At 68.8% G+C, this 23,776-nt stretch carries 24 protein-coding genes; 10 read left to right on the top strand and 14 right to left on the bottom strand.

Annotated features, from left to right (window positions below; translation table 11 throughout):
- Positions 1-61: 61 nt before the first annotated feature.
- Both ACNR9W_RS01590 and ACNR9W_RS01585 read left to right on the top strand, forming a co-directional pair.
- Positions 62-643 (top strand): transglycosylase SLT domain-containing protein, encoded by a 582-nt coding sequence (locus ACNR9W_RS01590; protein ID WP_419268829.1) that lies wholly within the window; start codon positions 62-64, stop codon positions 641-643.
- A 61-nt stretch (positions 644-704) separates the two neighbouring features.
- On the top strand, positions 705-1,292 hold the full coding sequence (locus tag ACNR9W_RS01585; RefSeq protein WP_419268828.1) for a glutathione S-transferase family protein: 588 nt from the start codon (positions 705-707) through the stop codon (positions 1,290-1,292).
- On the opposite strand, the gene ACNR9W_RS01580 is transcribed toward ACNR9W_RS01585, so the two are convergent.
- From ACNR9W_RS01580 to ACNR9W_RS01555, 6 genes are all read right to left on the bottom strand, one after another.
- A complete protein-coding gene (locus ACNR9W_RS01580; protein ID WP_419268827.1) occupies positions 1,268-1,435 on the bottom strand; it encodes a hypothetical protein in 168 nt (55 codons plus the stop codon). The two genes, ACNR9W_RS01585 and ACNR9W_RS01580, sit on opposite strands and share 25 nt — an antisense overlap.
- A gap of 108 nt (positions 1,436-1,543) precedes the next feature.
- A complete protein-coding gene (locus ACNR9W_RS01575; protein ID WP_419268852.1) occupies positions 1,544-2,704 on the bottom strand; it encodes a TIGR03862 family flavoprotein in 1,161 nt (386 codons plus the stop codon).
- A gap of 62 nt (positions 2,705-2,766) precedes the next feature.
- On the bottom strand, positions 2,767-3,795 hold the full coding sequence (gene holA, locus ACNR9W_RS01570; protein ID WP_419268826.1) for a DNA polymerase III subunit delta: 1,029 nt from the start codon (positions 3,793-3,795) through the stop codon (positions 2,767-2,769).
- A gap of 5 nt (positions 3,796-3,800) precedes the next feature.
- Positions 3,801-4,295 (bottom strand): LPS assembly lipoprotein LptE, encoded by a 495-nt coding sequence (lptE, locus tag ACNR9W_RS01565; protein WP_419268825.1) that lies wholly within the window; start codon positions 4,293-4,295, stop codon positions 3,801-3,803.
- Complete coding sequence (gene leuS / locus ACNR9W_RS01560; RefSeq protein ID WP_419268824.1) at positions 4,282-6,822, bottom strand: leucine--tRNA ligase; 2,541 nt, start codon at positions 6,820-6,822, stop codon at positions 4,282-4,284. The genes lptE and leuS overlap by 14 nt, the downstream gene beginning before the upstream one ends.
- A 110-nt stretch (positions 6,823-6,932) precedes the next feature.
- A complete protein-coding gene (locus ACNR9W_RS01555) occupies positions 6,933-7,421 on the bottom strand; it encodes a DUF3576 domain-containing protein (RefSeq protein WP_419268823.1) in 489 nt (162 codons plus the stop codon).
- Positions 7,422-7,689: 268 nt separating this feature from the next.
- Between ACNR9W_RS01555 and ACNR9W_RS01550 the strand changes: the two genes are divergently transcribed.
- Together ACNR9W_RS01550 and ACNR9W_RS01545 are read left to right on the top strand one after the other, a co-directional pair.
- Entirely contained in the window at positions 7,690-8,682 is a 993-nt protein-coding gene (locus ACNR9W_RS01550; RefSeq protein WP_419268822.1) for a porin, read from the top strand.
- Between the two features lie 70 nt (positions 8,683-8,752).
- Positions 8,753-9,406, top strand: a complete 654-nt coding sequence (locus tag ACNR9W_RS01545) for a YggS family pyridoxal phosphate-dependent enzyme (RefSeq protein WP_419268821.1) — start codon at positions 8,753-8,755, stop codon at positions 9,404-9,406.
- Positions 9,407-9,412: 6 nt separating this feature from the next.
- On the opposite strand, the gene ACNR9W_RS01540 is transcribed toward ACNR9W_RS01545, so the two are convergent.
- On the bottom strand, positions 9,413-9,925 hold the full coding sequence (locus ACNR9W_RS01540; protein WP_419268819.1) for a L,D-transpeptidase family protein: 513 nt from the start codon (positions 9,923-9,925) through the stop codon (positions 9,413-9,415).
- Positions 9,922-10,983 carry a GTP cyclohydrolase II gene (gene ribA, locus ACNR9W_RS01535; protein WP_419268818.1) on the bottom strand — a complete coding sequence of 354 codons (1,062 nt, stop codon included), beginning with the start codon at positions 10,981-10,983 and terminating at the stop codon, positions 9,922-9,924. The genes ACNR9W_RS01540 and ribA overlap by 4 nt, the downstream gene beginning before the upstream one ends.
- Before the next feature lie 134 nt (positions 10,984-11,117).
- Between ribA and ACNR9W_RS01530 the strand changes: the two genes are divergently transcribed.
- A complete protein-coding gene (locus ACNR9W_RS01530) occupies positions 11,118-11,804 on the top strand; it encodes a response regulator transcription factor (RefSeq protein ID WP_419268817.1) in 687 nt (228 codons plus the stop codon).
- Positions 11,805-11,954: 150 nt separating this feature from the next.
- On the opposite strand, the gene ACNR9W_RS01525 is transcribed toward ACNR9W_RS01530, so the two are convergent.
- Positions 11,955-12,929 (bottom strand): glutathione S-transferase family protein, encoded by a 975-nt coding sequence (locus ACNR9W_RS01525; protein ID WP_419268816.1) that lies wholly within the window; start codon positions 12,927-12,929, stop codon positions 11,955-11,957.
- An 85-nt stretch (positions 12,930-13,014) separates the two neighbouring features.
- Positions 13,015-14,331, bottom strand: coding sequence for an MFS transporter (locus ACNR9W_RS01520; RefSeq protein ID WP_419268815.1), 1,317 nt, complete (start codon positions 14,329-14,331; stop codon positions 13,015-13,017).
- Positions 14,332-14,443: 112 nt separating this feature from the next.
- On the opposite strand from ACNR9W_RS01520, the gene ACNR9W_RS01515 reads away from it, so the two are divergent.
- The 5 genes from ACNR9W_RS01515 (at position 14,444) to ACNR9W_RS01495 (ending at position 17,717) form a co-directional block, all read left to right on the top strand.
- Positions 14,444-15,229, top strand: a complete 786-nt coding sequence (locus ACNR9W_RS01515) for an exodeoxyribonuclease III (RefSeq protein ID WP_419268814.1) — start codon at positions 14,444-14,446, stop codon at positions 15,227-15,229.
- A gap of 97 nt (positions 15,230-15,326) precedes the next feature.
- A complete protein-coding gene (gene trxA / locus ACNR9W_RS01510; RefSeq protein WP_419268851.1) occupies positions 15,327-16,232 on the top strand; it encodes a thioredoxin in 906 nt (301 codons plus the stop codon).
- Between the two features lie 3 nt (positions 16,233-16,235).
- Positions 16,236-16,862 (top strand): LON peptidase substrate-binding domain-containing protein, encoded by a 627-nt coding sequence (locus tag ACNR9W_RS01505; protein WP_419268813.1) that lies wholly within the window; start codon positions 16,236-16,238, stop codon positions 16,860-16,862.
- A complete protein-coding gene (locus tag ACNR9W_RS01500; protein ID WP_419268812.1) occupies positions 16,859-17,056 on the top strand; it encodes a Trm112 family protein in 198 nt (65 codons plus the stop codon). Before ACNR9W_RS01505 ends, ACNR9W_RS01500 begins: the two co-directional genes overlap by 4 nt.
- A complete protein-coding gene (locus tag ACNR9W_RS01495) occupies positions 17,049-17,717 on the top strand; it encodes a rhomboid family intramembrane serine protease (protein WP_419268811.1) in 669 nt (222 codons plus the stop codon). The genes ACNR9W_RS01500 and ACNR9W_RS01495 overlap by 8 nt, the downstream gene beginning before the upstream one ends.
- 16 nt (positions 17,718-17,733) lie before the next feature.
- Here ACNR9W_RS01495 and ACNR9W_RS01490 read toward each other — a convergent pair whose 3' ends face one another.
- The 4 genes from ACNR9W_RS01490 to ACNR9W_RS01475 all read right to left on the bottom strand — a co-directional run bounded on the left by ACNR9W_RS01490 (position 17,734) and on the right by ACNR9W_RS01475 (position 23,774).
- Positions 17,734-18,486 carry a DUF2268 domain-containing putative Zn-dependent protease gene (locus ACNR9W_RS01490; protein WP_419268810.1) on the bottom strand — a complete coding sequence of 251 codons (753 nt, stop codon included), beginning with the start codon at positions 18,484-18,486 and terminating at the stop codon, positions 17,734-17,736.
- Between the two features lie 10 nt (positions 18,487-18,496).
- Positions 18,497-21,097 carry a DNA translocase FtsK gene (locus tag ACNR9W_RS01485; protein ID WP_419268809.1) on the bottom strand — a complete coding sequence of 867 codons (2,601 nt, stop codon included), beginning with the start codon at positions 21,095-21,097 and terminating at the stop codon, positions 18,497-18,499.
- A gap of 4 nt (positions 21,098-21,101) precedes the next feature.
- Positions 21,102-22,334: an aminotransferase class I/II-fold pyridoxal phosphate-dependent enzyme gene (locus ACNR9W_RS01480; RefSeq protein WP_419268808.1), complete on the bottom strand. Its 1,233-nt coding sequence runs from the start codon at positions 22,332-22,334 to the stop codon at positions 21,102-21,104.
- 105 nt (positions 22,335-22,439) lie between these two features.
- The gene (locus tag ACNR9W_RS01475; RefSeq protein WP_419268806.1) at positions 22,440-23,774 is read right to left on the bottom strand and encodes an amidase; all 1,335 of its coding nucleotides are present in this window, start codon (positions 23,772-23,774) and stop codon (positions 22,440-22,442) included.
- Between the last annotated feature and the right edge of the window lie 2 nt (positions 23,775-23,776).

Here is a 23,776-nt window from a genome sequence, read left to right as displayed (position 1 = left end):
TGCCGCGTGATTTCCCGTAATATCGTCGGAAAAGCAGAACAACGAGCAGCACGAGGGCAGAATGAACAGGCTACTGAAGCTGGCCATTGTTGGGCTGGTCGCCTCTTGCGGCGGCGGCAACTACAGCGCGCCGCGTCAGCTGGACAATGCATGCGCCATCGCGGCCGAACGTCCCGCCTATCTGCGGGCCATGCGCCAGACCGAACGCAAATGGGGCGTGCCGGTGCATGTCCAGATGGCGACGATGTACCAGGAATCAAAGTTCATCGGCGATGCGCGGACCCCGCATCAATATGCCTTGGGCGTCATCCCGATCGGCCGGCAGAGCAGCGCCTTCGGCTATTCCCAGGCCCTCGACGGCACCTGGGAAGAATATCAGCGCGCCACCAGGAACTCGCGCGCGCGCCGCGACAACATCCGCGACGCCACGGATTTCATGGGCTGGTACATGGATGGCAGCCAGAAGCAGCTGGGCCTGTCCATGCATGATGCCGGCTCGCAATATCTGGCCTATCACGAGGGGCGCGGCGGATTTGCCCGCGGCAGCCACCGGCAAAAGGCCTGGCTGATGCGCGTGGCCGGACAGGTCGGGCAACGATCCGAGATGTATCGCCAGCAGCTGGTGGCCTGCCGCCGCGCTTGATCGCTTGACGCCGGAAAGGGGCTGGGGTCCTCTGACGTCAGCAGATCGAGGGGAACAGCACATGTATCGCGTCATCGGAACCGGCAAGTCCCGGGCTTTCCGCGTCCTTTGGATGCTGGAGGAGCTGGGCCTGACCTACCAGCATGTCCCGGCCAATCCGCGCAGCGAGGGCGTGGCGCAGTTCAACCCGACGGGCAAGGTGCCGGTGCTGATCGATGACGGCACGCCGATCACAGATTCGACCGCGATCCTGACCTATCTGGCCGACCGGCACGGCCAGCTGACCCACAAGGCCGGCACCCTGGACCGCGCCCGCCAGGACAGCCTGACCCAGTTCCTGCTGGACGAATTCGACGCGGCGCTGTGGCTGGCCGCCCGCCACAGCTTCATCCTGCCCGAGGAGCTGCGCCTCAGCGCGATCAAGAACACGCTGCGGTGGGAATTCGAAACCAGCCAGAAGACGCTGGTCCATCGCATGGCGGACGGCCCCTTCCTGATGGGCGACCAGATGACCGTGCCGGACATCATCCTGGGCCATTGCCTGGACTGGGCCCTGATCGCGCGCTTTCCGATCACCGAGCCGCGCCTGACCGAGCATCTGGACCGGATGCGCGGCCGCGCCGCCTATGGGCGGGCCGCGGCGCTCTGACCGGCTGCGGGGGGCGGGGCGGGAGCCGCGGCGTTCGGCTGCGGCGGATCGGTCCGGCCCCCGCTGGCCTGGGCGGCGGGGGCCAGAAAGTCGTCGATCCGGCGCCGATCCTCGGGCGTCAGGTCGGTGATCGTGTGCGTCATCGGAAACCTCTTCTGCCGACAAAGGGCCGGCCGCGGTGGTTCCTCCCCTGGGGGAACAGGCTAGCGGGCCTTGCCCGATTCGTCCGCGAAGATCCGGGCTTTTGCGACTCAGGTCGCAGAGAGCCGCGCGGCCGCCGCCCGTCCCGCACGCCGCCCGGTGGCCATGCAGCCGGTCAGCAGATAGCCCCCGGTCGGCGCCTCCCAGTCCAGCATCTCTCCGGCGGCAAAGACGCCGGGCAGCGCCCGCAGCTCCAGGTCGGGATGCAGGGCGCGGGAGGTGATGCCCCCCGCCGACGAAATCGCCCGCTCCAGCCCCATCGGACCTTTGTGGCGCAGGGAAAGCGCCTTGGCGCGCGCGGCCCAGGCCTGCGGATCCTCCGGCAGGGGCCTGCCCCATTCCAGCAGCAGCGCGACCTTGACCGGATCGCCCAGCACGCGGCGCAGCCAGTTGCCCAGGGACAGACGGCCGCGCGGCTGCGCAAAACGCCGTGCCAAAGCCTCCGAAGTGAGGTCCGGGGCCAGGTCGATGCGGGCCTCCGCGCCGTCACGGATTGCCGCCGCAACCTCGTAGATGCCGCCGCCCTCGATCCCCGCGCGGGAAATCACCCATTCGCCCCGCCCGACCCGGTCGCCCACGACCAGGGCCGTGCCCTTGACCGGTGTTCCCAGAAACCGCTGCATCGGCTCCGACCAACTGACGCGAAAGCCCATGTTGGCGGGGCGGAAAGGCGCCACTTCCACGCCCGCCCCCGCCAGGATCGGCACCCAGGCCGCGTCCGACCCCAGCCGCGGCCAGCTTGCCCCGCCCAGGGCCAGCACGGTCACCGCGGGGCGCAGCAGCCTGTGCCCCTCCGGCGTGTCGAACCGGAACCCGCCGTCCTCCAGCCCCACCCACCGCCAGCGGCGGCGCAGATCCACCCCGCCGCCAGCCAGCCGCGCCAGCCAGGCCCGCAGCAGGGGGGAGGCCTTCATGCCCAATGGAAAGACCCGCCCGGTGGAGCCCGCGAACAGCTCCACCCCCAGGCCCTCGGCCCAGGCCATCACCTCGGGCGGACCGAAGCTGGCGCCCGTACCGTCCTCCAGCAGGTGGCCCCGCGGCTCGGCCGACAGGTCGCCACCGGCAAGATGGGCCTGGAACACCGACAGGGGTTCAACGCGCGTCAGGTTCAGGCCGGACTTTCCCGCCATCAGGAACTTGCGCGCCGGGCTGGGCATGGCCTCGGCCACGATCACCCTGCGGCCCGGCGCCATCAGCATCTCGGCCGCCATCAGACCGGCCGGGCCTGCCCCGATCACCAGCGCGTCGACCCCCGGCGCATCTACCGGTTCACTCACCGTCGGCCCCGCGGCTTCATCGCCAGCCGTAACAGGGCGCGTTCGACCAGCGGCATCTGCGGCGCGCGGCTGGTCGAGCGCAGCGTCATGTCCGTCGTCAGCAGCAGCGACACCGCCTCCTCCAGCGGCCCCATGCCCCAGCTTTGCGCCTGCCGCGCCATGCGGTCGCGACGCGGCCCGAACACCGGCGGCCGCGCCCGCGCCAACGCCACGCCCGGCCCGGCCGGATCGGCCGCCGCCAGGTGCAGCGCGCGGAAATGGCGCAGCGCGGCAATGCACAGCGTCACCGGCGCGATGCCCTGCTGCTCGATGCGCCGCATCAGCGGGCCGAAATCCCCTTCGCGGCGCTCGGCCACGACATGGATCAGCTCGTCCAGATCCGCCTCGATCGTGGCCGGGGCCAGCAGGGCGATCTCCTCGGCGGTCAGCGGCGCGGGATCGCCGTGCTTGTAGAGGCCGATCTTCTCGACCGTCTGGCGCAGGTCGCCCGGGTCCAGCGCGCGGGCCAGCAGCATCAGTTCGCGCATCGCCTCGCGCGGGACCTCGCGCAGGCCGGCCTCGGCCAGCCAGCGGGCGACCTCGTCCTCGCCGGGCGGGTCGTCATAGACCGGGGCCGTCACGGCCTGGCCATGCGTCTCGAACAGCTTGCGCAGGGCCGAGGTCTTGGACAGCGAAGCCGCCGTCACGACCACGACCGCGTCACCCTGCCGCCATTCGGTCAGCGCCGCGCGGATCGCCTCGGCCGCGCTGTCGGGCGTGTCCTCGACCACCACAGCGCGCGGGCCGGGAAAAAAGCCCACCTCGCGCACCGCGTCGACCAGCTGGGCCGGGTCGCGTTTCAGCCCCGCGCCGGCCATCCGGGTCAGGCGCATCTCCTCGTCGGCCTTTTCGCCGACCAGCGCGCGCACCGCCTCGGCGCGCTTCAGCGCCACCCGCATCGCGTCTTGGCCATAGATCAGCAGCCCCGGCCGCGAGGGGTCGGGCCGCGCCAGATAGCGCGCGATCTCGCCCCCCTTCAGCAGCACGGGCGCTACTCCGGCAGGGCGGTGGCAGCCGCCAGCAGCCGCGTCACCACCTGATCGGCCAGCATCATCGCCAGGCGTTCGCGCGCATCCCCCTCGGCCGCCAGGGTCGAGATCGTGGTGCCGGTCGTTGAATAGGAGGTAAAGCTGCTGACCCGGCCCTGCGCCACCACCTGCCCGCCCGGTCCGGTCAGCGAGAAATCGGCCGTGCCGTTCAGGGAATAGCGGGTCGTCACCTCGTCCGGGGTGATGGCCTGGCTGACGACCGCGGCGTTGATGCGATAGTCCAGGTCGTATTCGGCCCGATCCTCGGGCCCCAGCCTCTCAGCCAGGCGTCGGTTGAAGATGAAGTCGATCGGCGTTTCCGGATCGCGCGGCCGCACCCGGCCGAACAGCCGCCCCCCCCCGCCGCCCGGCCCATAGACCGGGCTGAGCCCGCAGGCCGCCAGCGCCAGCACCCCCAGCAGCAGGGCGCGGCGCGGCAGGCGCTCAGGCGACCACATTGACGATCCGTCCGGGCACGACGATCAGCTTCTTGGGCGCCGCACCTTCCAGAAAACGCTGCACCGTCTCGTCGGCCAGAACCAGCGCCTCGATCTGCTCCTTGGCCATGTCCTTGGGAACGGCGATTTCGGCCCGGCGCTTGCCGTTGATCTGGATGGGCAGGGTGACGCTGTCATCCTCCAGCATCGCCGGGTCCGCCTGGGGCCACGCGGCGTCCACCACCAGCCCCTGGCCGCCGGACCTGGCCCAGATCTCCTCGGCCAGGTGCGGCACCATCGGCGCCATCAACTGCGCCATGATCCGCAGGACGGCGCGGCGCGCCTCGCCCCCGGCCTGCGACTTGCCTACCGCATTGGCCAGCTCGTACAGCTTGGCCACGGCCTTGTTGAAGGCAAAGCCCTCGATGGCGCGGGTGACATCGGCGATGGCGCGATGGGCGGCGCGGGTGAGGGTAATGTCGTCGCTTCCCTCGGCCGGGGCCTCATCGGCCAGGCGCCACAGCCGCGACAGGAACTTAGACGCCGCCTCCGCCCCCGAGGCGGTCCATTCCACGTCGCGCTCGGGCGGGCTGTCGGACAGCATGAACCAGCGGGCCGTGTCGGCACCAAAGCTTTCGACGATATTGACCGGATCGACGACGTTCTTCTTGGACTTGGACATCTTGGCCGAAGGGATCACCTGGACCGGTGTGCCGTCGGCCAGCCTGCCGTCGGTCACGTCCTCGGGCAGGTGATAGACCGGCCGCCCGCGCGCGTCCTCGGTCATGTAGATCTCGTGCGTGACCATGCCTTGGGTGAACAGCGCGTCGAAGGGCTCCTTGGCGCTTTCGGGCAGATGCCCGGTCTGCACCATCGCGCGCGCAAAGAAGCGCGAATAGAGCAGGTGCAGGATCGCGTGCTCGATGCCGCCGATATACTGGTCCACGTTCATCCAGTAATCCGCATCTGCGCGGCTCGTGGGCGTTTCCGCCCCCGGCGACGTGAACCGCGCGTAATACCAGGAACTGTCCACGAAGGTGTCCATCGTGTCGGTTTCCCGACGCGCCGCGCCCCCGCATTTCGGACAGGTGGCCTCGCGCCAGGTCGGGTGGCGGTCCAGCGGGTTGCCCGGCACGTCAAAGGTCACGTCCTGCGGCAACAGCACCGGCAGGTTCCCCTTCGCCTCGGGCACCGTGCCGCAGGCGTCGCAATGCACCACCGGGATCGGGCAGCCCCAATAGCGCTGGCGCGAGATGCCCCAGTCGCGCAGGCGGAACTTGGTCACGCCCTCGCCATAGCCGGCGCCTTCCGCATGGGCGATGGCGGCGTCCACGGCGGCCTCGCCGGTCTGGTCGACGGCCCCGCTGAAGCCGCGAACATAGGTCACGGTCTCAGACTTGGCCGGCACGAAGGGCGCGGCCGACACAAGCGCGTCGGCCTGCTCCTGCGTCATGCCGGGCTGGCCAAAGGTCGCGCGGATCGGCAGGTCGTATTTGCGCGCGAATTCGTGGTCGCGCTCGTCATGCGCCGGGCTGCCAAAGATCGCGCCGGTGCCGTAATCCATCAGCACGAAATTCGCGATCCAGATCGGCAGGCGCCAGTCCGGGTCCAGCGGATGCGCGACGGTCAGGCCGGTGTCGAAGCCCAGTTTAGGCGCGGTCTCGATCGCCTCCTCGGTGGTGCCGATCTTGCGGCACTCCTCGCGGAAGGCCTCGATCTCGGGGTGGCTTTCGGCCAGCTCCTTGACCAGCGGGTGATCCGGCGACAGCGCGACGAAGCTGGCGCCCATCAGCGTGTCGGGACGGGTGGTATAGACCTCGATCGCCTCATGGCCTGCGGGGGCATCGACGGTGGCGAACCGGAACTGCAGCCCGCGCGACTTGCCGATCCAGTTGGCCTGCATCAGCCGCACCTTTTCCGGCCAGCCCTTCAGCCCGTCCAGCGCCTCCAGCAGCTCATCCGAGTAATCGCTGATCTTGAAGAACCACTGCGTCAGTTCGCGCCGCTCGACCGTGGCGCCCGACCGCCAGCCCTTGCCGTCGATCACCTGTTCATTGGCCAGCACGGTCATGTCGACCGGGTCCCAGTTCACCTGCGCCGACTTGCGGGTGATCAGGCCCGCCTCCAGCATGTCCAGGAACAGCGCCTGCTGCTGCGCCACATAGGCGTCGTCGCAGGTCGCGAATTCGCGGCTCCAGTCGATGGACAGGCCCAGGGGCTTCAGCTGGTCACGCATCGTCGCGATATTGGCATAGGTCCAGTCGCGCGGATGCCCGCCCTGCTCCATCGCGGCGTTCTCGGCGGGCATGCCGAAGGCGTCCCAACCCATCGGGTGCAGCACCGAAAACCCCTGCGCGCGCTTGAACCGCGCCACCACGTCGCCCATCGTGTAGTTGCGCACATGGCCCATGTGGATGCGCCCCGAGGGATAGGGGAACATCTCCAGGACATAGTATTTCGGGCGTTCGTCGCGGATGGCGGTGAAGGTGCCGGCGTCGGCCCAGGCCTTCTGCCAGCGGGCTTCGCTTGTCGCGGGATCATAGGGCATGTCGGACCTCGGGCGTCATTCGTTGCCGGGCGGGTTTATACCCCCCGCCGCAGCGGGTCCAGAGGCCGGCAAGGGGGCGGTCGGCACCACGGGTGCCCCGCCCCGCCGCGTCACAGGCGGCCGTCGCGCAGGCGCAGCTGCCGGGCCCGGGTCAGGATCGCATCCTCGACCGCGCGGACGGTGCCGGGTTCGACCGCCCCGCCGCCCGGACCCTGCAGCGACAGGCGCAGGCTGCGCGCGTCCAGGGCCGGGTCGCTGATCTGGATCGTCGCGCGATAGGACCGCCCCCCGCCCGGAGGCGTGCCATAGCCGGTCTGGATCACCCCGGTGAAGGGATCGATCGTCTGCACCGGCAGGAAGTTCAGGACCTCCAGGCTGGCGTTCCACAGGTACTTGTTGACGCCGACGGTCTGGTTCGGGTTTTCCGAGTTGCGCAGCACGTCCTGGATGCGGGTGACCCGCGCCGAGGGACGCTCGTCCGCGGCGGTCAGGATCGACGGCTCCTCTCCTCCGCTGCGCGAGGCGGTGTTTCCGCAGGCTGCCAGCCCCGCGCAAAGCGTCGTGACGATCATAAGGCGCGCGGCGCGTGCGGTATCCATGCCATCCCCCGGGCTCTTTCGGTCAGGGCCAGCATTAGCCCGGATCGACCCGCTGAAACAAGCGCTTTGGGGCAGGGAGAAGGGCCTGTCCACGCTGCGTCGCAGCAGGCTTCAGGGCAGGTGTGGCCCTTGTGCATCACGGAATTGGGTAAAGAAAACAGGCCGCGCTTGAATCCGTTGCATCACAAGTTCGAAACGGTGAAACAAAATGCATACCCAGGGCGGGACCGCCGGCTTGGGCATCAGAGAGACAAGAGGGAACATCACCATGAAAAAGGCACTTTTCGCCTCCACCGCGCTGGTTCTGTCGGCCGGCGTGGCTGCTGCCGACGTGACCATCTCGGGCTATGGCCGCACCGCCATGACCTATGACGACACCCGCGACCAGGAAACGCAGATGTCGTCGCGCGTCCGCATGAACATCCATGGCACGACCTCGACCGACCAGGGCGTCGACTTCGGCGCCCGCGTGCGCATGCAGTGGGACCAGGGCGATGCCGGCATCACCGCGCTGTCGCCGGGCCAGCTGTATGTCACCGCCAGCGGCCTGACCGTTGCCGTGGGCAACGTCGGCACCGCGTTCGACAACGCCGGCCTGCTGTATGAATCGGAAGTCGGCCTGATCAGCCGCTCGTTCGGCAACCCGTCGGGCGCCTTCTTCGCCTATTCGTCGAAAGCCTATGGCTCGGACACCCTGCTGACCGAGTGCACGGATGACGAAGAGCGCGAGTGCGTCACGGTGGTCGAGAACGCGACCCGCAACCGTCAGGGCGTCTCGCTGGAATATGCGGTCGACGCGCTGAAGGCCCGCATGTCCTATGTCGATCCCGACCAGACCTCGGGCGACACCACCGAAGAGATCAGCGTCTCGGTCGACTATGCGATGAACAACATCGCCCTGTCGGCTGCCGCCGTCAAGGACGGTGCCGGCGTTGACGGCAACGACCAGTACTTCCTGGGCGCCTACTACACCCTGGCAGGCACCGAGAACGGCGTCGGCCTGAACTGGATCGACAACGGCACCAGCGACGATGGCTCCGACAACGGCAAGACCATCGTCCTGTACGGTGACTATGTTGTTGCTCCGCAGACCACGCTGAGCGCCTATATCGCCAACAACAACGCCGACGGCAACGAGACCGACAACGCGTTCGGCATCGGCGCCAAGTACGACCTGGGCGGCGCCTACCTGGCCGGCTCGCTGGAGCGTGGCTATTCCGAAGAAGTCCGCGGCGACTTCGGTCTGCGCTTCGACTTCTGATCCTTGCGATCAAGTCTGAATTGAGAGAGCGGGCCTTGCGCCCGCTCTTTTCTTTTTGTCAGGTGGCCGCATGGGACTGGATGACATCAAGCGCCGCATCGCCGCGGCAGAACAGGCCGCCGGGCGCAGCCCCGGCAGCGTCACGCTGATCGCGGTCAGCAAGGTGCAACCCGCCGAACGGGTCGAGGCTGTCCTGGCCACCGGACACTGCGTCTTTGGCGAGAACTATGTTCAGGAGGCGCAGGAAAAATGGCCCGGCTGGCGGGACCGCTTTCCCAGCGTCTCGGTCCACATGATCGGGCCGCTGCAATCGAACAAGACCCGCGCGGCGGTGGCACTGTTCGACGCGATCCACACGCTGGACCGCATGACCCTGGCGCGCAAGCTGGCTCAGCAGATCGACGAGCAGGGCCGCAGGCCGCAGCTGTTCGTGCAGGTGAACACCGGGGACGAGCCGCAGAAGGCCGGCATCCTGGCGGATGAGCTGCCGGGCTTCCTGCGTTCCTGCACCGAACTTGGCCTGTCTCCCGAGGGGCTGATGTGCATCCCGCCCGAGGGCGCGGATCCGGTGCCGCATTTCCGCCTGCTGCGACGCCTGGCGCAGGATCACGGCCTGCCGGGCCTGTCGATGGGGATGAGCGCCGATTTCGAAACCGCCATTGCGGAGGGCGCCACCCATGTCCGCGTGGGTTCCGCGATCTTTGGCGCCCGGACCTATGCCTGACGTGGGTTAGCGCCGGCCCGCCATCTCCGGCACGATCAGCCGCGTGCCCGGCCGCGCGTGGCGCGCGATCCACCAAAGATGCGGGCGCGCAAAGGCGATGCAGCCTTCGGTGCCAAAGCGCGGGCGGCGCCACTGGTGCAGGAAGATGGCCGACCCGGCGCCGGGCGCGGCCCGCGGCCAGTTCCAGTCCGTCGTCAGGACCAGGTCGTACAGCGGATCGGCGCGGCGCAGACGCTCGTGGCTGGCCGCCAGGGGCGCCCGCGCATGGTGGTTATAGGCCGGATGCGCCGGATCGTCGCACCACAGGTCCGCAGGCCCGATGGCCCGCGCCCAAGGTGCCGGGCGGGGCAGCCGGTCGGGCCGATACCACAGCCCGGTGATGCGGTGGATCCCCGCAGGCGTCGCGTGGTCCCCTTCGCGCTTGGCGGTGCTGATCCCGGCCCTGCCGATGCTGCAAGGGAAAAGCCGACCACGAAACCGCAGCCCCAGCGGCGTCAGGACCATGTCGGCCGTGCTCACAGCAGATGGCCCGACTTGATCGCCTTGATGTCCAGATAGCCGGTGTTGTGCCGGTTGCGGGGCACGATCAGGGGCACGCGCTCGGGCACCGCAATGCCATGGTCCTCCATCATCGCCACCTTGCGCGGGTTGTTGGTCATCAGCCGCACCGCGCCAAAGCCCAGGCGCCGCAGCAGCGCGGCACCGATGCGGAAATCGCGCTCGTCATCCTCGAAGCCCAGCCTGTGGTTGGCCTCGACCGTGTCGAAACCCTGGTTCTGCAGGTCATAGGCGCGCATCTTGTTCGCCAGCCCGATCCCCCGCCCCTCCTGGTTCAGATAGAGCAGCACGCCGGCCCCCGCCTGCCCCATCGCCGCCAGGGCCGCGTTCAGCTGCGGGCCGCAGTCGCATTTCAGGCTGCCCAGCACGTCGCCGGTGAAGCAGGCCGAATGCAGCCGGGCCAGCACCGGCTGGTCGCGCGGCGGATCGCCGATCTCGATGGCGTAATGTTCGGTGCCGCCGTCGTCGGGGCGAAAGATGTGCAGCCGGGAATGTTCGGCCGACAACAGCGGCAGCCGCGCGGCCGCGACCGGGGCCAAGGCATTCTCGGCCGCCAGCTGCGCGATCAGCGGGCCCGGGGCCAGCCGGGTCAGGCCGGGCGGCACGGCAGGCACCGGCACCAGCAGCATCGCCGGCAGCAGCTCGGCCGATTTCGCCAGCGCCAGGGCGGCGCGATGGGGGGCCGCGTCGCCCCCGCGCGCGCTGGAGAGCGGCCCCTTCATCGGCATGCGCAGGTCGTCGGCCGGATCGGCCAAGGCACGCAGCCAGGCCAGGTCCGCATCCCGCGGCAGCAGCACCCGCGCCAGCCCCTCGTCATAGACCCGCGCCTTCAGCGTCTCGGCCCGCCGCGCGGTCAGCGCCAGGACCGGCTCTCCCAGCTGGCGCAGATCAGCCAGGCGCGCGGGCGACAGCGTCTCGATCGCGGCCGCAAGATGATCGCCCAGGATGACGGGCAAGCCCATGCGCAGGTCGGCACGGGCGCGGGCGATGGTTTCGGCAAGTGTCGGGATCAGGCTCATGGGGCCACGCAATTTTGAAACAGTCTGAAACATAGCGCGCGATCCTGACAACTCCATGTGAGATTTTCGACATGTCGCTGGACGGGTTGCGCCGACGTCCCCACTGATTGCCCAAGAAGCAAAAGGAGGCAACCATGGCCGGACTGAAAAAAATCCTGCTGGTCGACGACGAGGAAGACCTGCGCGAGGCCTTGGCCGAACAGCTGGTCGCGACCGACGACTTTGACGTGACCGAGGCGGGAAGCGGCGCCGAGGCGGTCGAGGCCACCAAGAATGCGATCTTCGACCTTGTGGTTCTGGATGTGGGCCTGCCCGACACCGACGGGCGCGAGCTGTGCAAGAAGCTGCGCAAGCTGAACGTGAAATGCCCCATCGTCATGCTGACCGGCCACGACACCGATGCCGACACGATCCTGGGGCTGGACGCGGGCGCCAACGATTACGTGACCAAGCCCTTCAAGTTCCCGGTCCTGCTGGCCCGGCTTCGCGCCCAGCTTCGCACGCATGAACAGTCCGAGGACGCGATCTTTCAGCTGGGGCCCTATACGTTCAAGCCGGCGATGAAGATGCTGATCGACCAGAAGGACCGCAAGATCCGCCTGACCGAGAAGGAAACCAACATCCTCAAGTTCCTTTATCGCGCCCAGGACGGTGTCGTGCCGCGCGACGTGCTGCTGCACGAGGTCTGGGGATACAATGCCGGCGTCACCACCCACACGCTGGAAACCCACATCTACCGCCTGCGCCAGAAGATCGAGCCCGACCCCTCGAACGCCCGGCTGCTGGTGACGGAATCGGGCGGCTATCGACTGGTCGCCTGACCGCCTTGGCAAGTTTTGGCGCATGCCGCCGAAACGCGGAACCGGGGCGGAGGCCGGACGTTAGGCCCCCGAAGCCCAGTGGTCGGTGGATGCGGCCACACCCTCCCTCTCTGATGACCCCGGCGTTTCCCCGCGCCGGGGTTTTTTTCGTCAGCCCCGGCCGTGCGGCACGGTCCAGTCCTCCTCCGGGCCGATGGGAATGATCCGGTTCGGGTTGATCATGTCGTGGCTGAAGTAATAGTGCCGGATATAGTGGTCGGGATGCACGGTCTCCGCCACGCCGGGCCATTGATACAGCTCGCGCGCCCAGGCCCAGAGGTTGGGGTAATCCACCACGCGACGGCGGTTGCACTTGAAATGGGTGTGATAGACCGGGTCAAAGCGCAGGATCGTGGTGAACAGCCGCCAGTCCGCCTCGGTGATCCGGTCGCCGGTCAGGTAACGGTGCCCGGACAGCAGCCCCTCGATCCAGTCCAGGCTCTCGAAAAGCGGCACGACCCCCTTGTCATAGGCCGCCTGCGAGGTCGCAAAGCCGGCCTTGTAGACGCCGTTGTTGACGGTGTCATAGATGCGGGCGTTGACCTCCTCGATCCGGTCGCGCAGGGCCTTGGTCCAGTAATCGTCCGTGTTGCCGGTGATGCCGTCAAAGGCGCTGTTGAACATGCGGATGATGTCGGCGCTTTCGTTCGACACGATCTGCCCGGTTTGGCTGTCCCACAGGACCGGAACCGTCACCCGCCCGGAGGCATCGGGCCTGGCCTTCAGATAGACCTGCCGCAGATAGTCCAGGCCGAACTGCCGGTCGCCGGTGGCGCCGTCGAAATCGGTGCGGAATTCCCACCCTTCCTTCAGCATCTCGGGATGCACGACCGAAACCCCGATGTGATCCTGAAGCCCCTTCAGGGCGCGGAAGATCATCGTGCGATGCGCCCAAGGGCAGGCATGGCTGACATAGAGGTGATAGCGCCCGCTTTCCGCCTGAAAACCGCCCTCTCCGGTCGGGCCGGGGCTGCCGTCCGCCGTGACCCAGTTGCGGAATTTGGAGGTGTCGCGCTGAAATTCGCCGCCCGTGCTGTCGGTGTCGTACCACGTGTCCTTCCAGACGCCGTTGACCAGTTGGCCCATGTCGCTTCCTTTCCGTGATGTGACGGGGCAACGGACCGCCGGCCCGCCTTGTTCCGCCGCCTTGTTTCGCCGCCTTGTTTCGCAGTCAGCCGATGGCGCGGTCGCGCGTCTCGATCGGGATCAGCATCAGCGCCGCAGCGGCCAGGACCAGCAGCAGGGCAAAGCTGCCGATCGCCAGGCCGAAGCCCTGGGCAAAGACCACCGCCAGCAGGCTGGGGGCCAGGATGCCGCCCAGGCGCGCCATGGCGCTGGCGGTGCCCATGCCGGTGCCGCGCAGGTGGGTGGGGTAAAGCTCGGGGGTAAAGGCGTACAGTGCGCCCCAGCTGCCCAGCAGCGCAAAGCTCATCACGATGAGGGCGGTGGCGACGAGGACGGGGCCGCTGGCCACCGCGAACAGCCCGCAGCCCGCCGCCGACAGCAGCAGGAAGGCCGCCAGCGTCGGGCGCCGGCCCAGGGCCTCGACCCCCCAGGCGGCCAGCGCATAGCCCGGCACCTGCGCCAAGGCCAGGATCACCAAGAACCCATAGCCGCGCACGAAGCCAAAGCCCTCGGTCGCCAGCTGGCCCGGCACCCAGACAAAGACGCCGTAATAAGACAGCGACACCAGGAACCACACCGCAAGGACCCCCAGGGTGGCGCGCCGCAGCGGCGCCGAGAGGATCGAGACCGCCGCCCCCGCCGGCACCGGCGCCGGACGCAGATGGGCCTGGCTGGGCAGGGGCTGGGCCCCGTTCACCGCCAGCACGCGGTCAATCACGGCGCGCGCCTCGGCCTGGCGGCCCTTGCGGACCAGGTACATGGGCGATTCAGGGATCCAGAAGCGCAGCACAAAGCCGATCAGCGCCGGCAGCGCCGCCACCAGAAAGATCCAGCGCCAGGGCGCCGAAGCCCCCCAGGATGCCGCGGCCCAGGCCGTCAGGGCCACGACGATGGTGCCGATGGCCCAGAACCCCTCCAGCCAGACCAGCCAGCGGCCGCGGTTCTTCGGCGGCAGGAATTCCGCCATCATCGCGTAATCGACGGGCAGCGTGCCGCCCACCGCCACCCCGGTCAGGAAGCGCAGCACCAGCAGCCAGGTGAAGTCCCCGGCCATGACCGAGGCAAGGCCAAAGACCGCATCCATCGCCACCGTGCCGATCAGCACCCATTTCCGCCCGATCCGGTCGGCCACGCGGCCGAACAGGAACGCGCCCACGAACATGCCCAGAAAGAACACCGTGCCGATCTGCAGCGCGGTCACCCGCTCCAGCCCAAAGCTGGCCGCGACCGAGGGGGCGGCAAAGCCCACGGCGATGACCTGCATCGCGTCCGCCGCCCAGACCAGCCCGAAGATGCCCAGCAGCCGCCACTGGAAAGGCCCCGTGCCGCCGCGCGTCAGCGCCTCGTCGATGGTCAGTTTCATCCCGATCCTCCGCGCCCTTTCCCCTTGCATAACGCCCGCGGCCCATATGGCAAGCCTGCGCCTCGACAGGCCCGGCCCCCGCCATTAGGGTCCGCGCCCAAAGGAGACCCCCATGTTCACCATCGCCACCTGGAACATCAACTCGGTCCGCCTGCGCGAAGGGCTGGTCGCCCGCTTTCTGAGGGAGGAATCGCCCGACATCCTCTGCCTGCAGGAATGCAAGTCGCCCGTGGACAAGATCCCGCTGACCGCCTTCCGCGACCTTGGCTATACCCATGTCGTGGCGCGCGGGCAAAAGGGCTATAACGGCGTGGCCATCCTGTCGCGCCTGCCGCTGGAGGATGCGGGCGACCGCGACTATGCGCGCCTGGGCCATGCGCGCCACGTCTCGGCCCGGCTGGAGAACGGCGTCGTCATCCACAACATGTACGTCCCCGCGGGCGGCGATGTCCCGGACCGGACGGTGAACGAGAAGTTCGGGCAGAAGCTGGATTTCGTGGCCGAGATGCGCGACGTCTTTCACGCCGACCGGCCGCAGAAGTCGATCCTGGTGGGCGACCTGAACATCGCCCCGCATGAAGAGGACGTCTGGTCGCACAAGCAGATGCTCAAGATCATCAGCCACACGCCCGTCGAGGTCGACCACCTTCTGGCCGCCCAGGATGCCGGCGGATGGGTGGACGTGACGCGCCAGGACATCCCCTCCGGGCTGCTCTACAGCTGGTGGAGCTATCGCGCCAAGGATTGGGCCGCCGCCGACAAGGGCCGCCGGCTGGACCATATCTGGGCCAGCGCCGACATCGCCTATGCCGCCCATGCCAGCCGCATCCTGCGCCCCTGCCGGGGCTGGGAGCAGCCCAGCGACCATGTGCCGGTGCTGGCCAGCTTCGACCTCTAGGCGCATCCTTGGGGCGCATCGGGGCTTTTGCTTGCTGGCCAGACGCCCCATATTGAAGGCGACAGCATCGACTGAACGATCCGAGGACGACATGACCATGCTTTTCGAGGGGGCCGCCGCGCCCAAGACCGCCGACTTCATCAAGGACGTGACCGAGGCCGATTTCATGACCGAGGTCGTCGAGGCCTCGATGGAGGTGCCCGTCATCGTCGATTTCTGGGCGCCCTGGTGCGGCCCCTGCAAGACGCTGGGGCCTGCGCTGGAGGCCGAGGTGGCCCGCCACAAGGGCCGCGTCCGCATGGCCAAGGTCGACGTGGACCAGAACCAGATGATCGCCAGCCAGCTGCGCGTGCAGTCGGTGCCGACGGTCTATGCCTTCTACAAGGGCCAGCCCGTCGATGCCTTCCAGGGCGCGCTGCCGCAAAGCCAGATCAAGCAGTTCGTGGACAAGCTGGCGGCGATGTCGGGCGATGACGGCGGGCTGGGCGATGCGCTGGCCGCGGCCGAGCAGATGATCGAGGACGGAGAGGCCGCCGACGCGATCGAGACCTTCACCGCCATCATCGGCGAGCTGCCCGACAGCCCCGAGGCCTGGGGCGGCCTGATCCGCGCGCATCTGGCGGCGGGCGACCAGGCCGCGGCCGCCTCGACCCTGCAGCAGGTTCCGCAGCCCCTGACCCATGCCGGCCCGGTGGAGGCCGCTCGCGCCCAGCTGCAGCTGGCCCAGCAGGCCGAAAGCGCCGGTCCCATCGGCGACCTGCAGGCCCGCGTCGAGGCCGACCCCGCCGACCAGCAGGCCCGGCTGGAATATGCGCAGGCCCTGCACGCAGCGGGCCGGGTCGAGGAAGCGGTCGACGTCCTTCTGGACAGCTTCCGCCGCGACCGCGACTGGAACGACAGCGCGGCCAAGGCGCAGCTGATCACGATCTTCGACAGCCTCAAGCCCAACGACCCGGTCGGCCAGAAGGGCCGGCGCCGCCTGTCCTCGCTGATCTTCGCCTGATCGATGGCCCTTCGCTTCGAACTTCCGGACCGCCTCGCCCTGTTCCCGCTGCCGGGGGCGGTCCTGATGCCACGTTCGCGCATGCCCCTGCACATCTTCGAGCCGCGCTACCTGCAGATGCTGGAGGACACGCTGAAGACCGACCACCGCCTGATCGGCATGATCCAGCCCGAAACGGACGGCCTGGCGGCCATCGGCTGCGCCGGGCGGGTGGTGGCGTTTTCGGAAACCGGCGACGGGCGGATGATGATCTCGCTCGGCGCCGTGTCGCGCTTTCGGCTGCAGGAGGTGACCGAGGGGTTCTCTCCCTATCTGCAGGGGCAGGTGGACTGGTCCTCCTTCGCGCGTGACCGTGGGGGCCCCGAACATGACGCGGGCCTTGATCGCGATGCGCTTTTCGCGCTGCTGTCGCGCTACATGGAAACGCAGGATCTCTCGACCGACTGGGAGGCCGCGGCCAAGGCCGAGGACGAACTGCTGATCAACTCGCTGTCGATGATGCTGCCCTTTTCGGCGGGCGACAAGCAGGCGCTGCTGGAATCCCCCTCCCTGTCCGACCGGCGCGAGCTGCTGGTCGGGCTTATCGAATTCGCGCTGCATGGCGGCGAGAACGAGGAACGCATGCAATGACCGAACCCGCCGCCCCGACCTTCGACCGCCACATGCTCGAGGCGCTGGTCTGCCCGGTGACCCACACCACCCTCAGCTACGACGCGGCGCGCCAGGAACTGGTGTCCCGCGCCGCGGGCCTCGCCTTCCCCATCCGGTCCGGCATCCCGATCATGCTGATCGACGAGGCCCGCCAGATCAGGGCCGATGACTGAGGACAGCCGCCCCGTCGCGATCCCCCGCGTCTCGGCCCGGCAACTGGTCCCGGCGATCCTGCCGCTGTGGGTGCGGGGCCTGATCCTCCTCTGTTGCCTGATCGAGGGTGGCCTGCTGCTTGCGGGCCTTCTGGGCTATCCGATCGCGCGACAGGCCGCCTTCATGCTGGGCGGCTTCTGGTCGCCGCTGTTCCTGGACGGGCCGGGCCTTTATCCCGGCCAGGGCATCGCGATGTTCCTGACCTACGGCCTTCTGCATGGCGGATTGCTGCATCTGGCGATGAACATGATCTCGCTGGCCGCCGTGGCGCGCGAGCTGAACCGCATGGTGGGTGCCGCACGGATGGCGGCGATCTATGTGGCCAGCCAAGTGGGCGGCGCCGTCCTGTTCGCACTCATGCAGCCGCAGGCGGGGCCGATGGTCGGGGCGTCGGGGGCCGTCTTCGGCCTTGCCGCGGCCCTGGTCGGCCATGCGACGATCACGCTTCGCCGCCGGCAAAGGTCGACCGCGCCGCTGGTGCGCGCCGTGGCGCTGATCCTCGGGCTCAACATCGCGCTGACCCTGCTGCTCCCTTCGATCGCATGGGAGGCGCATCTGGGCGGCGCCGCAACGGGCCTCGTCCTGGGCCTGTTCTTCGCCTTGGGGCGCCGCGCCAGCTGACGGGCGCGTCTTCTGGTCAGATACTCCCAGGGGCCTCGGGCGCCGGTTCCCCAGCTTCGCCCGGTGCAACCGCAGCCTCAGGCCCTGCCGCGTCGGCCACCTCTTCCTCCCCCTCGTCCTCCGCCTCCAGCCCGTCGGCCGCCAGCAGCCGACGCAGGGCGGGGCGGAACATGTCCGCGGGCATCCAGGCCAGGCGCGCCGCGTCCTGCGCCGGCTCCTGCGCCAGATGCTCGGCGATCAGCCGGTGGCCGATGCCATAGCCGGTCCATTTGCGGATCTTGCCGCGCCCGTGGAACCATTCGGCAAAGTCGAAGTCGCGCCGCGCCCACAGGTTGCCCGCCTGGCGCAGGCAGCCCGCGGTGGGACGGGCCGCATCCCAAGGATCGGGTTCGCCACCCAGCACCTGCGTCACGAAATGACCGGCCAGCCCTTCGCTGACCAGCACCTCGCCCAGGGATCGGCCGTATCCCGGCCCCTCCCACCGCAGCAGGTGGTGCATCTCGCGGACCAGCACCCGTGTCAGGTGGTCCTCGGTAAAGCGGCCCGGACTGACCGTCACCTCGACCAGCCCCGGCATCGGGGCGCGACCGCCCACGCCGCGGTCGGGGATCCCGCCGCCCGTTTCCGCCCGGATCACCAGGTCGAAAGGCGGCAGCGTCACCAGCTGCCCGACCTGCGCCACGGCCTCGCGGGAGGTGGTGCGGATCTGGGCCATGTCGCCGGTCAGGGCGTGGCGGGCGTTCAGGAAATGGATGTTCCAGACGGTCATGTCGGGGCCCTCAGACCTCAGGAACCAGAACCTCGCGCTTGCCGACATGGTTGGCCGCGCTGACGACGCCCTGCTCTTCCATCTGCTCGACCAGCCGCGCAGCCTTGTTATAGCCGATCGCCAGCTTGCGCTGGATATACGAGGTCGAACATTTGCGGTCCCGCGCCACGATCATCACCGCCTGGTCATAAAGCGCATCATCGCCGCCCTCGCCGCCCCCAAGGCCCAGAACCGCGTCGATATCGTCGGCCTTGTCGTCCTCGACCCCCTCGACCACGCCGGACTTGTAGCTGGGCGGGCCAAAGGACTTCAGGTGGTTCACGATCTCCTCGACCTCCTCGTCACTGACGAAGGGGCCGTGGATTCGGGTGATGCGCGCACCGTTGCCCATGTAGAGCATGTCGCCCTGTCCCAGCAGCTGCTCGGCGCCCTGCTCGCCCAGGATGGTGCGGCTGTCGATCTTCGAGGTGACCTGGAAACTGACCCGCGTGGGAAAGTTCGCCTTGATCGTGCCGGTGATGACATCGACGGACGGGCGCTGCGTTGCCATGATCAGGTGGATGCCCGAGGCCCGCGCCATCTGCGCCAGACGCTGGATGCAGGCCTCGATCTCCTTGCCCGCGACCATCATCAGGTCAGCCATCTCGTCGACGACCACGACAATATAGGGGAAGGTCTCGGGCTGGAACTCCTCGGTTTCCCAGATCGCGTCGCCGGTATCCTCGTCGAACCCGGTCTGGACGGTCCGCTTGAACATCTCGCCCTTCTTCAGGGCCTCGGTGACGCGGCCGTTGTAACCCTCGATGTTGCGCACGCCCATCTTGGACATCTTGCGATAGCGGTCCTCCATCTCTCCGACGACCCATTTCAGCGCGACGACGGCCTTCTTGGGGTCGGTGACGACCGGGGACAGCAGGTGCGGGATGCCGTCATAGACCGACAGTTCCAGCATCTTGGGGTCGATCATGATCAGCCGGCATTCGTCCGGCGTCAGCTTGTAGAGCAGGCTCAGGATCATCGTGTTGATCGCGACCGACTTGCCCGACCCGGTGGTGCCCGCGATCAGCAGGTGGGGCATCTTGGCCAGGTTTGCCACGACCGGGTCGCCGCCGATATCCTTGCCCAAGGCCAAAGGCAGCGGCTGCGTGCCGTCGCCGAAGGCGCGGGAGGCAAAGATCTCGCGCAGCAGCACCTTTTCGCGCCGCGCATTGGGCAGCTCGATGCCGATGACGGTGCGGCCTGGAACGGTGCTGACGCGCGCGGACAGCGCCGACATGGACCGGGCGATGTCGTCGGCAAGGCCGATCACGCGGCTGGCCTTCAGGCCCGGCGCGGGCTCTAGTTCATAAAGCGTGACGACCGGGCCGGGGCGGACCTCGGTGATCTGGCCCTTGACGCCGTAATCGTCCAGCACCGCCTCCAGCATGCGGGCGTTTTCCATCAGCGCCTCGTTCGACACCGGGACCACGTCGCTGTCCGACGGCGCCGACAGCAGCGCCAGCGGCGGGCGTTCATAGGCCGGGCCGCTCTCCTGGAACCGGGGCGCGGGTTCGGCTTCGGCACGCGTGCTGCGCGCGGCTTCGGCCTTGCGCGCGGGCGCCACGATCGGGCGCTGCATCTCGGCGCCGGAGGGCCGCAGATCGGCCGGCTCTCCATCGGCATCCTCGGCTTCGGGGCGCGCCGTGCCGTGGTCGCGGGCCAGCCGCGAGGCCACGATCTTCAGGACCGAGGTCTTGGCGGCATTGCTGCGGATCGCGTCGCTGATGCGGCCGCGCACCTCCTCCTCGGAGGGGCCGTCGCCGTCATAGTCCGAATCGCGCTCGATCAGCTCGGGCTCGGGCATCTCCTCTTCCAGCTCAAAGGCCGGAGCGGCGGCCTTGCGGCGCGACCGTCCCGCCGCCGCCGCGGCAGGGGCATCCTCGGACGGGGTCCCGCCCCGCTTGCGCAGTCGCTGCGACAGTCGTACGGCACCGTCCGCGCCGCGCAGCGACAGGTGCATCGCGGTGGACAATCCGCCCTTGAAGCGGCGCCACAGCCCGACCAGCTCGTCCCGGCTGAAGCCCAGGACAAAGGCGCCCACGGCCACGACCGCCACCGCAACCAGCAGCGCGGCGATGCGGATGCCCAGCTGCGCCTTCATCGGCAGCAGGTTCAGCATCGCGCCCATGATCATGTCGCCGAAATGGCCGCCCAGGCCATAGGTCTGCTGCCAGTCCGGCCCCGGCATCATCGTGCTGGCATAGACCGACACCAGCGCCACCGCGATGGGCGTGAAGATGCCGCGCATCAGGCGCTCCTCGCCCCGATGCAGCATCAGGCGCAGGCCCCAGGCCCAGGCCGCGACGACCAGCATCCAGGACCCGTATCCCGCGATCATCATCAGCGGAGAAGCGACATAGGCGCCAAAGCTGCCCAGCATGTTCTGCGCCGGTGCATCGGTGGCCGAGAGGAAGCTGGGATCGTCAGACGACCAGCTGCCCAGCATCATCGACACCATGACGCCCAGCAGGATCAGTCCCGCGCCCAGCAGCTCCTTGCCCCGCCGCTCCAATGCGGCCTGGGTGTTCTGGTCGAACAGGGGATCGCGGTGTTTCGCCTGCCAGCTTGCCATTGCCTCACCCTTCCCCGTCGGTCATGTCCGCGGCCGCCACGGCGCCCGCCCTGTCGTATAGAACGTCGCGCAGCCGCGTCAGGGCCGCCCCGGTCAGGGCCGCATCGGCGACCAGCGCCACGCGCACAAAGCCGTGCCCCGGATTGACCCCGTTTACCTCGCGCGACAGATAGGCGCCCGGCAGGACCTGGATGCCCGCCTCCGCCCAGAGCCTGCGCGCAGACGCCTCGCCATCCTCGACCGGCAGCCACAGGAAGAACCCGCCATCCGGTCGTTGATAGCCCGGAACGTCGCCCAGCACCCGGTCCGCGATGCGGTACTTTTCCTGGTACAGCGCGCGGCTGGCCTCGACATGGGCCTCGTCGGCCCAGGCTGCGGCGCTGACATGCTGAACGGGCAGCGGCAGGGGCGCCCCGGCATAATTGCGCAGGCGCCGCATCTCGCGGATCTGCGCGACGCCGCCTGCCGCAAAGCCCGAGCGCAGCCCCGGCAGGTTCGACCGCTTGGACAGCGAGTTGAACATCACCACCCGGTCGGGCAGGCCCATCGCGGTCGCGACCTGCAGCGCGCCCGGCGGCGGCACGTCGCGCCAGATCTCGGAATAGCATTCGTCGGCGAAGATCAGGAAATCCTGCCGCTCGGCCAGCGTCACCAGCCGTTCCAGATAGTCGCGCCCGGCCACGGCACCCTGCGGGTTGGCGGGCGAACACAGATAGGCCACGGCGACCCGGTCCAGCAGCGCAGGGTCCAGCGCGGCGTAGTCGGGCAGGTTCCCGGTATCGGGCGTCGCGGGAACGAACACCGCCTCGGCCTGGACGGCGGCGGCGGCGACCGCATAGACCTGGTAGAAGGGGTTGGGCACCAGGATCGCCGGGCGCTGGCCGTTCTTGCGTTCAGGGCACAGCGCCAGCGCGGCGTTGAACAGCCCCTCGCGCGTGCCATTCAGCACCATCAGCCGATCAGGCCCCACATCCAACCCATAGCGCCGGTCCAGCCAGCCGCCGATCGCAGCCAGCAGTTCGGGAATCCCCTCGTTTGCCGGATATTTCGCCAGCGTGCCAATATTGTCGGCCATGACCCCGCGCACAAACTCCGGCATCGCGTGGCGCGGCTCTCCGATGGTCAGCACGATAGGGGATTCGCCCGGCGCCAGATCCGGCGTGATGTCGGACAACAGCGCCCGCAGGCGCGGGAACGCGTAGTCGGGCAGGTTCGAGAACCGCTCGGGGAATGCCATCTCTGCCTCGCTTCTCGGGGTCTGCGCCCCGTTCCTTTTGCAGAAACATTAGCGTGAACGCGGCCTTGCGTCCAGCAAAAGACCTGCAAACGGGCAGGCCCTCGCTTAATCCGCCGCCAGCGCCGCCTCGGCCCCCGCAGCCACGCGCAGCAGGTGACGGTCATGCCCCGCGTGACCCAGCATCGAGATCCCGCAGGCCGCATGCCCGGTCGGCAGCGTGATCGCCGGCAGGCCCAGCAGGTTCGCAATGCGCGTGTTGCGCAGGGTCAGCAGGTTGGCGCGGACGAACTCGGCCTCGTCCTTCATCAGGCGGTCCACGGCGGGGGGCATGATCGGCACCGTCGGGATCAGCACGGCGTCATAGCCGCCGACGACCTCCTTGATCCACCTGCGGCGCACGCGGGTCAGGCTTTCCCAGGCCGCCACGTAATCGGGCGCGCTGACCTCGGCACCGCCGCGGAAACGCTCCAGGATCGGCTTCCACATCAGTTCGGGCGCATCCTCGATCTGGGCGCGCCAGATGCCATAGGCCTCGGGCGCGAACAGCTGCGGCGACAGCGCCATGGCGCGGTCGATCCAGTCGGTGGCGACATGCGTGACCTGCGCGCCCGCGCGCCCCAGCCGGTCCACCGCATCCTCGAAGGCGGCGACGGGTCCGGCCTCGGCCCCGTCAAAGGGCAGCCCGTCCAGCACCATCAGCCGCAGCCCTTGGGCCGTGGCCTCGGTCAGGTCGGGCGCAGGCTGGTCGGCCATGATCGCGAACAATTCGGCGCAATCCTCGACCGTGCGGGCCAGGGGACCCGCGATGTCGAACTTGCGCGCCAGGGGCACCACGCCCTTTTCGGGCAGCGCGCCCTGCGTCGGCTTGAAGCCGACCAGGCCGTTCCAGGCCGCCGGCACGCGGACCGATCCGCCGGTATCGGTGCCGATGGCCGCCGCCGCCAGCCCCAGGGCCACCGACACCGCCGCCCCCGAGGACGAGCCCCCCGGCGCCAGCGCCGGGTCCAGCGCATTGGGCGGCGTCGCCGTCACCGGGTTCAGGCCCAGGCCCGAAAATGCCAGTTCGGTCATGTGGGTCTTGCCCAGGCAGATCGTGCCGCGCCGTGCCGCGCGGGCCAGGATGTTGGCATCCTTGCGCGGCACCCGCGCCTCCAGCAGCTTCGATCCGGCCTCGGTCACCGTGCCGCCGCTGTCGATATTGTCCTTCCAGCTGATGGCGACGCCGTCCAGCAGGCTGTGGCGGCGCCCCAGCTTGGCGCGGTCATGCGCGGCGACGGCCTCGGACCGGGCACGCGCGGGCGTCAGCCGGGCAAAGATCCGGTCGCAGTCGGGATGCGCCTTGGCCGCAGCCAGATAGGCCTCGGTCTGGTCGATCGGGTCCAGCAGCCCCGCCATGATCGCGCGGCCCTGCTGGGTGGCGGACGCCTTCAGCCAATCCATGA

Origin of the sequence: Paracoccus sp. T5, from assembly GCF_048538155.2 — a bacterium.
In the GTDB taxonomy this organism is placed as follows: Bacteria; Pseudomonadota; Alphaproteobacteria; order Rhodobacterales; family Rhodobacteraceae; genus Paracoccus.
This window is presented reverse-complemented; position numbering and strand designations above follow the sequence as displayed.